Annotated in this window: 9 protein-coding genes; 4 read left to right on the plus strand and 5 right to left on the minus strand. The window is 48.6% G+C overall.

Going from position 1 to position 10,504, the window contains the following annotated elements; translation table 11 throughout:
- The first annotated feature begins 90 nt into the window (after positions 1–90).
- From QOS10_RS01430 to QOS10_RS01440, 3 genes are all read left to right on the plus strand, one after another.
- Complete coding sequence (locus QOS10_RS01430) at positions 91–1,095, plus strand: HipA family kinase (RefSeq protein ID WP_283593245.1); 1,005 nt, start codon at positions 91–93, stop codon at positions 1,093–1,095.
- Positions 1,062–1,904 (plus strand): hypothetical protein, encoded by an 843-nt coding sequence (locus tag QOS10_RS01435; protein WP_283593246.1) that lies wholly within the window; start codon positions 1,062–1,064, stop codon positions 1,902–1,904. Before QOS10_RS01430 ends, QOS10_RS01435 begins: the two co-directional genes overlap by 34 nt.
- A 75-nt stretch (positions 1,905–1,979) precedes the next feature.
- Positions 1,980–3,095, plus strand: a complete 1,116-nt coding sequence (locus QOS10_RS01440) for a tyrosine-type recombinase/integrase (protein ID WP_283593247.1) — start codon at positions 1,980–1,982, stop codon at positions 3,093–3,095.
- A 91-nt stretch (positions 3,096–3,186) separates the two neighbouring features.
- On the opposite strand, the gene QOS10_RS01445 is transcribed toward QOS10_RS01440, so the two are convergent.
- Together QOS10_RS01445 and QOS10_RS01450 are read right to left on the minus strand one after the other, a co-directional pair.
- Positions 3,187–5,088 carry an ABC-F family ATP-binding cassette domain-containing protein gene (locus tag QOS10_RS01445; RefSeq protein WP_283593248.1) on the minus strand — a complete coding sequence of 634 codons (1,902 nt, stop codon included), beginning with the start codon at positions 5,086–5,088 and terminating at the stop codon, positions 3,187–3,189.
- A gap of 3 nt (positions 5,089–5,091) precedes the next feature.
- Positions 5,092–6,306, minus strand: a complete 1,215-nt coding sequence (locus tag QOS10_RS01450) for a CCA tRNA nucleotidyltransferase (protein WP_283593249.1) — start codon at positions 6,304–6,306, stop codon at positions 5,092–5,094.
- 120 nt (positions 6,307–6,426) lie between these two features.
- Between QOS10_RS01450 and QOS10_RS01455 the strand changes: the two genes are divergently transcribed.
- On the plus strand, positions 6,427–7,254 hold the full coding sequence (locus tag QOS10_RS01455) for a site-specific integrase (RefSeq protein WP_283593250.1): 828 nt from the start codon (positions 6,427–6,429) through the stop codon (positions 7,252–7,254).
- 52 nt (positions 7,255–7,306) lie between these two features.
- On the opposite strand, the gene QOS10_RS01460 is transcribed toward QOS10_RS01455, so the two are convergent.
- The 3 genes from QOS10_RS01460 to der all read right to left on the minus strand — a co-directional run bounded on the left by QOS10_RS01460 (position 7,307) and on the right by der (position 10,466).
- Positions 7,307–8,569, minus strand: coding sequence for a tetratricopeptide repeat protein (locus QOS10_RS01460; protein WP_283593251.1), 1,263 nt, complete (start codon positions 8,567–8,569; stop codon positions 7,307–7,309).
- Between the two features lie 112 nt (positions 8,570–8,681).
- On the minus strand, positions 8,682–8,957 hold the full coding sequence (locus QOS10_RS01465) for an HU family DNA-binding protein (protein ID WP_057808260.1): 276 nt from the start codon (positions 8,955–8,957) through the stop codon (positions 8,682–8,684).
- A 195-nt stretch (positions 8,958–9,152) separates the two neighbouring features.
- Positions 9,153–10,466 (minus strand): ribosome biogenesis GTPase Der, encoded by a 1,314-nt coding sequence (der, locus tag QOS10_RS01470; protein ID WP_283593252.1) that lies wholly within the window; start codon positions 10,464–10,466, stop codon positions 9,153–9,155.
- Between the last annotated feature and the right edge of the window lie 38 nt (positions 10,467–10,504).

Below are 10,504 nucleotides of genomic sequence, written 5' to 3' on the forward strand. Positions count from 1 at the left end.
ATTTAGGGAAGTTAAGCTAAGAACAGCCCTTCGGGAAAATAATTCTAATAAATTTAATGTATTCAATCTATTTAAGAAGGAGGAATGCTTATGGAAACACTCAATATTGATGTACCTCTTTTTAGCCAAGTACCAGCCCAAGGTATAAGTCATCCGCTTCCAGTAATCGCAAGCGACGGCAATACATATATACTCAAAAATCAAAATTCACGTGATGATAGCAAAGATTTAGATGCAATGTTCTTTCAAGAGGCCTTATCTACACAACTTGCACAAAAGCTAAATATTCCTGTTCCTGATTGGGCAATCATAGAAATAGATAATCAAACGTTATTAAATTTCCCAGAATTACAATTCCAGTATAAATTTGAGCCTGGAAAATATTATGCTACAAGAAGAATTGAAAACGTTGCTAACGATTTAGTTGCACTGCTTAACGAAGAAATAATGTGTAAAACACGTGGTGCCGCTATAAAATTGCATAATATTTTTAACAAAATATCAAATAAGAATGATATACCCAGCATTATATTATTTGACTTTTGGGTTTCTAACGTTGATAGATTCACTAATAGCGGAAATTTGATTCTCCGAATTGATGGCAAAGGAAATTATATAATTGCGATCGATTTTAGCCATTGCTTTTTTGGCCCTTTTTGGGATAAGACTAAGCAAAGTGATTTTTTGGAAATAATAAATGCTGTTAAAATGAGTAAAGTGAGACAGTTGTCAGCTAATTTAACCAATCTTTATCTTAACCTTTCTAGGGACACTGGTCAGTTACAGTGGAAACTAGGCCTAGTATTCGATGAGCTCCAAAAGCAAATAGTATTTAATAACAAAAATCCTTTCAAACAGGCTATGTTTAAGATTAATAATATTAGTAATAGGCAAATAGCTTCAATGATGGACAAAATACCAGCTAATTGGATTGTGGGAGGTGCCGATCAAAAAGCGTTGTATCTGAATTATTTAAATGCTCAAAAAAGTATTCTACCGGACCTAATGCAATATCAAGCTGAGCAACAATTATATACTAACTTTAAGGGGGGAACATTAGAATGGCGAAAAGAAAAGAATATAAATATTCAATAATATCATATAATCAGAATTCCCTACGTAATGAGAGCATTAATATAGGATTGCTGATTTTTAATGAGAATACCTATAAATACAAAATAATCCCTAATAATTCTAGCAAAATTAATGGCTTAGCGTATTCACAATATTTTAAAGAACTTTTCAAGGAGAATGTTAAGGTTGTCAATTACGCTCTTAAAAATGGAACTGCGACTTCTTTAGATCAATTAAATAAGATTTCTCAACAAATCCAATTCTCAAGTTTTAGAAAAATCATCACTTCTAATATTAATACCATTTTTTCGACTCTATTAGATGAATACGTTGGGAACTATTATCTTAATAGTCGGTCAACATCGGAAACTGTTACCGCAAAACAATTAGCACTAAATATATTTAGTAAGAACAAGGTCTTAAATACTAAAGTAAGTAAAAATGTTAGAGTGAAGCCAAATAGAGATTTAAATATGCGAATCAACATTGACTTTGCCTTTGCTAACGGTAATAACTTAAATCTAATTAATTCAGTACCCGCTTCTGAAGCTTCAATAGATGATTGGTATTCAAAAATGTTTTTACTAACAGAAAAATTTGAGCAAAGCGGTGAAATACTTCTCTTAAGCAATTCATCTAATACTAAAACAAAATCAGAAGAAGTTTCGGATGTATTAAATGATCTAGCATCTAATAAAAGAGTTAAGGCATTAGATCTTGCAATAGCTAAGGATCTGAATTCTTTTAATAAGTATGTTAAGAAAATTCAAGATTCAGATAGCTCTGAAGAAAAAATAAACAGTTTAATAGCAAGAGCAAATATAGCATAAATTAAACCCGTCGAAATCGACGGGTTTAAAAAGCAGCTAAAAAGAACATATATTCGATGAAAGGAGGTGAAAACAATGTGGGTACGCAAAGCGCCAAATGGCAAATACCAATTCGGCGAGAACTATAAGGATCCGTTAACCGGTAAATGGCGGCGAGTAACAACTACCAACGCCAAAAACACATCGCACACCAGAAAACAAGCCCAGATCTATCTTGAGAGTAAGATCAATAAACGGCTTCAATCGGTTGTTGATGGCAAAATAAAACACGGGATTACTTTTGGACAGGCCACTGATGAATGGTTGGCTGACTATAAGCTCACGGTCAAAGACTACACGTATGCTAATGCCACTAGCCGTACCAAGCGGTTAAAACTCGATATTGGTGAAGATACAATCGTCGAGAAGATCACGACTAATTATTTAACTAATTATCTTGATGATTTGATTTACAAGTCAAAGCTCAAAAATGGAACGGTTAAGCACTTCAAAGAGAACCTAAACCTAATTTTTAAATATGCCATGCTACACGACTATTTGAAAAACAACCCGATGTCAGACGTTCAGGTAAACTATCGGAAATCTGAAAGCAGCGATGGCCCTAAATTTTTAGAGCCAGATGAGCTTGCCAACGTCCTCAGCTATTTATATGACATTAATCCCGTCTATGGGCGCTTCTGTGAGTTTCTATACCTCACTGGTATGAGATATGGCGAAGCGGCTTCTATCACCTGGAGAGACATCAACAAGCGTGCTAAGCCGTGGACTGTGTCGATTACCGGGACGATTGTCAAAGTGCCAGGCAAAAAAGCGACAAAGCAATCATCCCCTAAGACACAATCAAGTGTGAGGACGATTACTCTGCCCGATAAGGCTATTGAGATAGTTAAAGATCAGCATCGCGAGGTGAAAGATGGCTTTTTGTTCCGCAATCCGCAAAGCATGTATCTGCCGGAGCCAACGATCAACATGTGGTTACGGTTAGCTAAGGAAAAGTTCAACATTGATAAACCTGTCAGTTGCCACATTTTTCGGCACACACATATCAGCAAGTTAGCTGAATTGGATATTCCGATGTATGTCGTACAAGAACGAGTTGGTCACAGTAGTGAAAAGACAACCCGAGAAATTTATCTGCACGTAACAAAAAAGGCCAAGCAAAAACTTGACCAAAAATTGAATTCTCTATAAGTTTGTGCCAAAAGTGTGCCAAACGGTAAGCCGAGAAGTGCTTATGTCCTCTGTATAGCAACGTTTATAGTGCACGGAGGTGGTTTCCCTTCTACTCGTCCACAAAGTTGCTTAAGTACTCCCAGCGGGCCGTCTTCTCATCGATCTGCTTCTGTACCTTGTTGAGCTGCTTCTGCAAATCAGCCAGCTTGGTGTAGTCGCTGGCTGCTTCCGCCATCTGCTTCTCCAGGTCCTGGTGCTGCTGGTCAAGCTGGTCGAGGTCATCATCGATGTGATTCCACTCCAGCTGTTCCGCGTAAGTCAGCTTGGTCTTCTTCTTGGCCGCAGGCTTCTCTTTCGGCTCTGGCTTGACCTTCTTCGCAGTTGCCTTGGCTTCCTGCTGACTGTCCTTGGCGGCTTGTTGTTCCTTGAGGTAGTCGGTAAACCGACCCGTATAGCGTTGGATCTGGCCATTTCCATGGAAGATCAGCAGATCATCGGCCACCTTGTCGAGGAAGTAGCGGTCGTGAGAAACCGTGATGACCGTACCGGCAAAGTTATCCAGGTAGTCCTCCAGCACCGTCAGCGTTCCGATGTCCAGGTCGTTGGTTGGTTCGTCCAGCAGGAGGACATTCGGTTGCTGCATCAGGATCTTCAGCAGGTACAACCGCCGTTTTTCACCCCCGGAGAGCTTCCGAATCAGGGTGCCGTGCATGAAACGGGGGAAGAGGAAACGTTCCAACAGCTGAGTAACACTGATCTTGTTGCCGTCCTTATCAGTAACGTTTTCGGCAATCTCGCTCAGGAAGGAAATCATCCGCTTGCTGTCATCGACCCCTTCGGTCTGCTGCGTGTAGTAGCCAAGCTTGACCGTTTCCCCGATCTTCAGTACCCCGCTGTCCAGGGGAACCCGCTGGGCAATCACATTGAGCAGGCTGGTCTTCCCGGCCCCGTTCTCCCCGGTGATCCCGATCCGGTCACCGGCCTGGACCAGCCAGTTGAAGTCCTTCAGGATCCGGTGGTCGCCGAGTTGGAGGTTGGCGTTCTCAAACTTGATAACGTCTTTCCCTAGGCGTTGGGAGCCCAGGTTGATGGAAATATCCTGGTCGACCTTCAAGTTGCCGACCTTGCCCTCCAGCTCGTGGAAACGGTTGATCCGCCCCTTCTGCTTCGTACTGCGGGCCTTGGCCCCTGTCCGCATCCAGGCCAGCTCCTTCTTGTAGAGCTGCTGGTTCTTCTTCTCGGTTTCCTGGGCGAGTTCGACCCGCTCCGCCTTCTTGGCCACGAAGTCCTGATAGTTTCCTTCGTAATGATAGAGATTACCGAAGGAGAGCTCCCAGATGTGGTTGGTGACCTGGTCCAGGAAGTAGCGGTCGTGGGTGACGACCAGGACGGCGCCCTTGTAACTCTTCAGGAAGTCCTGGAGCCAAATAACTGAATCGAGGTCCAGGTGGTTCGTCGGTTCATCCAGCAGCAGGAGGTCCGGCTGTTCAATCAGCACCTGGGCCAGGCCGACCCGCTTCTGTTGGCCCCCCGACAGTTCGCCGATCTTCTGACTCGTGTCTTTGATCTTCAACTGGTTCAGGATCGTCTTAACCTGACTGTCGGCCTCCCAAGCATCTTCCTGGTCCATCTTAGCCTGCATCTTGGTGTAGCGATCGATCGCCTGGGGATCTTCGGGGTGGTCGCTGAATTTCCTCAGCGCATCCTCGTATGCCCGGATGGTCTTAAAGACCGGCTGCTGGCCCTCAAAGATCGCCTCCATGGTCGTCTTATTCTCGTCCAGTTCCGGCTGCTGCTTGAGGTAGCCGATCGTGTAGTCGTTGGGCTTGGTAATCGTGCCCTTTTCTGGGCTGGTCTCACCGCTGATGACGTTCAGGAGGCTGGTCTTCCCGCTCCCGTTGACCCCGATCAGGCCGATCCGGTCATTTTCATTAATAATAAAATTAACATCCTTAAAGAGGGTCTTCTCACCATAGGTACTGGTTAGTCCCTCAGCACGCATTGTTTGCATTTTTTACCCCTTTTCTTCCGCGAGTTGCCGGGCGGTCGCCAGTAAGGTCTCCCGGTCATTTGTCAATTGACCTTGCACTACTGCTCTTGTCAAATCATTTAGAACCTTACCCAACAGGGGGCCGGGTTTGAGCTGACCATCGACAATCAAGGTCCGTCCGTCAACTGCCAATTCCTTGCTGCTCTTGATCGGCAATGCCTGGTACTGGTTTTCGATCTCAGAATCATCCTTGACCCAGCCGTAAAGCTTGGCCACCTGGTTGGCATCCTGAACAGCCTGCCAGCCGCCCTCAAATAGGTCCATGGCTGACAATGTATTATTACGAAGGCTAGCAACCAGCGGCACGATCTTCTTGACCTGCTTGATCAGGTCATTGGAGGTCTTCCACTGTTTGAGAAAGCATCCAATTTGCTGGCCGGTGAGCCCCAGCTGAACACAGATCATGGCCCAGGCCTGCTGGGTATTCGCCAACTGCCAGTTATTCAACACCAGTAATCCGCTCAGGGCATCCTTTTGGTCGGCTAACCCGGGACAATATTGGTACAGGCCGGTGGCAATAAAGTCCTTCAGCCCGCTGACCGGTTGCTGACCTAAAAGCAGCTTTTCAAATTCAACCTGGATCCGTTCCACCGCAATCTTCGCTAACAGCGGCGCATTCTGCTTGATTCCCGCCAGGGTGGCCGGGTCAATCATAAAGCCCAGCTTGCTGGCAAAGCGAACTGCCCGCATCATTCGCAGGGCATCCTCGTGGAAGCGTTCGTTAGGATCACCAACCGCCCGAATCAGGTGCTTCTTCAGGTCGGTCAGGCCGTCAAAGAGGTCGATCACTTCCCCATTCTCCCGGAGTGCCAGGGCGTTAATCGTGAAGTCCCGCCGCTTAAGGTCTTCAGCTAGGGACCGCACAAAGGTTACCTTGTCCGGGCGGCGGTAGTCCTGGTAGCCCGACTCGGTCCGAAAGGTCGTCGTCTCATAACCAGTCCCGTGGTCCAGAATCATCACGGTGCCGTGTTCGATCCCCGTATCAACGGTCCGCTTGAAGATCGCCTTGATTTCACTGGGATAGGCACTCGTCGCAATGTCGATATCGTGGATGGGGTCCCCCAGGATGGTATCCCGCACACACCCACCGACAAAGTAGGCTTCAAAGCCGGCCTGCTCGATTTTCTGCAGGACGGGACGGGCCGGCGTGAAAATTGCCGGAAGCTCTTTAATTATCATTTTATCAAGTCCTTCTTTTCGTCTGCTATTGATTATAACAAATCACCTTTTACTGTGCTAATTTCTGTTTTGTGGTATAGTTAAAGTAAATTACTACTTCAAAGGAGGAGTCTTGCGGTCATGAACTACCCATACCAAAAACAATTCCAGGACTTTCTGCGCGACCAGAAGAAACTGGCTCCGCTGACCGTCCAGACTTACGAGACCAGCCTGACTAACTTCTTCAGCTATTTGCTGGCTAACCGGCCCGCCTTTGCACACGACCCCCGGCTGGCGAACCTCACCGAAAGCGACGTCCGGGCCTACTTCGACATGTTGCGGACCAAACAGGGAATTACCATGGGAACCTACAATAAGATCCTCTCCCACCTCAACCGGTACTTCCGCTACCTCTTCACCCATCAATTGATTGCGGATTACCCGACCCTCACTCTCCACGGCCAGGCCATTAACCCTCGCCAGCGGATCTCAACCAAGTGGCTCCAGCAGCTGGATACAATCCTCCAGGATAACCACGTCCACTACTATACCCGGCTGACCCTCCTTCTCAGCAAGCACGGCTTTACCGTGGGTGAGTTTCTCCAGCCCGGCTTCTACCGGGTCCTGGACCAACTAACGATCACTGATCCGGTCGAGCAGGCGTTTCTTCGGCAGTACAACGACTTCATCCGGCCCCGCCAGGCCCTACAGAATTCAGCCGACCTCTTCTTGAAGCAGCGCTACCAGCCGGACGCACCCCAGCTCACCAACGCTGGCCTTCATAAGTACCTGCGGAACGATCAGGATTACCTTGGTTTCCACCTCGCCCCCAAGTACCTTCACCAGAGCTATGTCCTGACCGAGTTGGCCAAGCACCGGGACTTATCTGACGGGGAGCTGATGGATCGCCTAAAGCTCGATCCCGCATCCCTGCTCTACTACCAGCGGCTTCTTTTGAAACTGCAATGAAAAAGCTAGTGACTCCACAAATGACGGAATCACTAGCTCTTTTTTATACTGTCTAATATTCCTCGTACTCGTCCAGCAGGTCTTGCATTGCTGTGTCAGTTGGTACCAGGGCCAGGTAACGGCGCAGTTCCGGCAGCAAGTCTTGGGTATTCCCCATCTCCCGGTCGAAGTCAATCAGCTCCTTCAGGAAGGTTGGATCATCCTGGTAGCTCGGGGCCGCAGCGCGGAAGTACTTGCCAGCAAGATCAAATTGTTCTGTCCGCTGGTAGGACCGGGCCAGGTTCCAGTACACCTGGGGGTCCACCTCGTCCTCCTTGATCAGCGGGGCCAGCAGCTTGATGTTGGCCTGGTCGTCATGCTGGTGCAGGAGGAAGTTGCTGTACTGAAGGATGATGGTCAGGTTGTCCGGGTCCAGTTCATGAGCCTTCTTGAGGTATTTCTCCATCAACTGGTGGTTGCCGAGGTGGCTGACGATCGCGGCCGCCTGTGAGTACAGCTGCTCGTTGTACTGGTCAACCGCGAGGCCCTCCTGAATCGTCCGCAAAGCTTGAGGATAGTTGCGCTGCTTGGAGAAAGCCTGCGCCAGAACCGGATAGGCAGATGCGTACTGGTCATCGTCTTTGATCAGGTCCTCCAAAGTCTTGATCGCCGCATCCACCTGGTCGAGATGAAGCTGGGTCATCCCCGTCTGGAAGCGGATGTCGCTCGTCTGGTAGTCGGGCTTGACCTGCTTGAGGTAGCCCAGGGCCTGTTTGAATTGACCGCTCTGGGCATAGCACATCCCCAGCCGCCCGGCGATGTCGACCTTGGCAAATTCGGTATACCCGTTCTTGATGAGACGGAAGTAGTAGTCGATGGCGTCATCGAAGCGGCCCACCAGGTAGTAGAACTCCGCCAGGGCAAACTGAACGGCTGGTTCGTCAGGAGCCAATTGTTCGGCCTCCTTCAGCTTCTGCTCAGTAACTTCGAACTCCTCCTCGGTCTGGTAGAGGTCGGCGGCCACCAGCAGGGATTCCAGGTAGGCCGGGGAGTCCGGCTTTACCTGAGCCAGGTAGGAGAGGGCTTCGTCATTATGGCCCTCATCGATGGCAATCGTCGCCAGGTTGGTCCGCAGCTCGTCCTCGTCGGGGTAGCGCTGCAACAGGGTCAGGTAGGTCCGTCGTGCCTGGCGGAGGAAGCCCAGACCGTACAGTTCCTCGGCCAGACTGAAGAGCATATCATCGCTGTCATGGTCGAGGGCCTGCCGGAAGGTCCGCTTGGCGTTGGTCAGCTCACCCGCCTGCAGTTGATCAAGCATCTGTTCTGAATATGTCAATTTTGGTCGCTCCTATTTAGTAATATGTCTTAAGAATAGCAAAGATTACCGCAAAAATAAAACGAGAGGGCTAGCTGAGCTAGCCTTCTCGTTTGTTATATTAGGCTGTTAATTACTTAACAGCGTCCTTCAAAGCTTTACCAGGCTTGAATGCTGGTACCTTGCTTGCAGGAATTTGGATTTCTTTACCAGTTTGTGGGTTACGGCCCTTCCGTGCAGCACGTTGACGAACTTCGAAGTTACCGAAGCCGATCAATTGAACCTTTTCACCCTTAGCCAAAGATGCTTGGATAGAACTGAAGACAGCGTCAACAGCAGCCGTAGCATCCTTCTTAGTCAAGCCAGTTGCAGCAGCAACATTACTTACTAATTCTGCTTTGTTTGCCATTTGATTTCACCTCCCACAAATCGACGCCACCGAAGCGGCACCAATGAATGTTAATTTTGAGTGGTCCAAAATTAACGAAATAATTACGAGGAGTTCGTATCATTTCATTGTTAAGGTTAGCATAGTGAAACCCTACTGGCAAGCGCTTTTCACCAATTTTTAAGCCTTTTTTATGGTTTCCAAACACCAATAATTTTACTGACGCTGACGCTTAATCAGGTGGATCGGCGTCCCGCTGAAATCAAAGGCTTGCCGAATCTGGTTTTCCAGATAGCGCTGGTAAGAGAAGTGCATCAGTTCGGGATCGTTGACGAAGATCACAAAAGTTGGCGGCGCCGTGGCAACCTGGGTCCCATAGTAGATCCGCAGCCGCTTGCCGTTCTGGGTCGGGGTTGGGTTCGCCGCGATGGCGTCCATCAAGACGTTGTTGAGAACGGAGGACTGGATCCGCCGCTTGTGATGCGCATTGACCTCCTCAATCAGCCCCGGCAGCTGGTTGAGCCGCTGCTTGGTCTTGGCGGAAACAAAGATGATCGGCGCGTAGCTCAGGTACTGGAACTCCTGGCGAATCAGGTTGGTGAAGTCGGTCATCGTCCGGTGATCCTTCTCCTTTAAGGTATCCCACTTGTTAACGACGATGATCACCCCGCAGCCGGCCTCATGGGCGTAACCGGCGATGTGCTTATCGATTTCACGGATTCCCTCTTCAGCGTTGAGAACCACGCAGACCACGTCACTGTCGTCAATGGCCCGCATCGCCCGCATCAGGGCATAGCGTTCCGTATTCTCGTAGATCTTGCCCTTCTTCCGGATCCCAGCCGTATCGACCATTGTAAACTCCTGGCCATCCGCGGTTGTAAAGCTGGTGTTAATCGCATCACGGGTGGTTCCCGCGACGTTGGAGACAATCACCCGGTTCTGGCCTAAGATCGCGTTAACCAGGGAAGACTTGCCGACATTCGGCCGCCCAATGAAACTGAAGTGAATACTGTCGTCTTCTTCGTTGGCCACGTTGTCCGGGAAGCGGTGGATGACCGCATCCAGCAGGTCTCCCATCCCAACACCGTGGACACTGGAAACCGGGTATGGTTCGCCCAACCCCAGTGAGTAGAAGTCGTACACGTCGCTGCGTCGCTCCGGGTTATCGACCTTGTTGACTGCCAGGACCACCGGCTTGTCAGAACGGTAAAGGATCCGGGCCACCTGTTCATCGGCATCAGTGACCCCGTTCTCGATATCAACCACGAAGATGATCACGTCGGCTTCATCAATGGCCACTTCAGCCTGCTCCCGGATCTGGGTCAGAAGCGGCTGATCAGACAGCTCAATTCCCCCGGTGTCAATCAAGTTGAAATGCTTTCCCAACCATTCACCGTGAGCATAGATCCGATCGCGGGTAACCCCGGGAGTATCTTCAACGATTGAGATTCGTTCACCCGCAATACGGTTAAAGAGGGTTGACTTGCCGACGTTCGGCCGGCCAACCACTGCGACAACTGGATTTGCCATAATTTTCACCCCTTTTAATTATTGAATAAAAGAAAGGC

Source organism: Limosilactobacillus galli (assembly GCF_947381495.1).
GTDB classification, from domain to species: Bacteria; Bacillota; Bacilli; order Lactobacillales; family Lactobacillaceae; genus Limosilactobacillus; species Limosilactobacillus galli.

Bases quoted from the DNA above. Each gene is read 5' to 3' on its own strand.
- QOS10_RS01440 (WP_283593247.1), top strand. From the start codon at position 1,980: ATGTGGGTACGCAAAGCGCCAAATGGCAAATACCAATTCGGCGAGAAC.
- QOS10_RS01445 (WP_283593248.1), bottom strand. From the start codon at position 5,088: ATGCAAACAATGCGTGCTGAGGGACTAACCAGTACCTATGGTGAGAAG.
- QOS10_RS01455 (WP_283593250.1), top strand. From the start codon at position 6,427: ATGAACTACCCATACCAAAAACAATTCCAGGACTTTCTGCGCGACCAG.
- der (WP_283593252.1), bottom strand. From the start codon at position 10,466: ATGGCAAATCCAGTTGTCGCAGTGGTTGGCCGGCCGAACGTCGGCAAG.
- QOS10_RS01430 (WP_283593245.1), top strand. From the start codon at position 91: ATGGAAACACTCAATATTGATGTACCTCTTTTTAGCCAAGTACCAGCC.
- QOS10_RS01450 (WP_283593249.1), bottom strand. From the start codon at position 6,306: ATGATAATTAAAGAGCTTCCGGCAATTTTCACGCCGGCCCGTCCCGTC.
- QOS10_RS01465 (WP_057808260.1), bottom strand. From the start codon at position 8,957: ATGGCAAACAAAGCAGAATTAGTAAGTAATGTTGCTGCTGCAACTGGC.
- QOS10_RS01435 (WP_283593246.1), top strand. From the start codon at position 1,062: ATGGCGAAAAGAAAAGAATATAAATATTCAATAATATCATATAATCAG.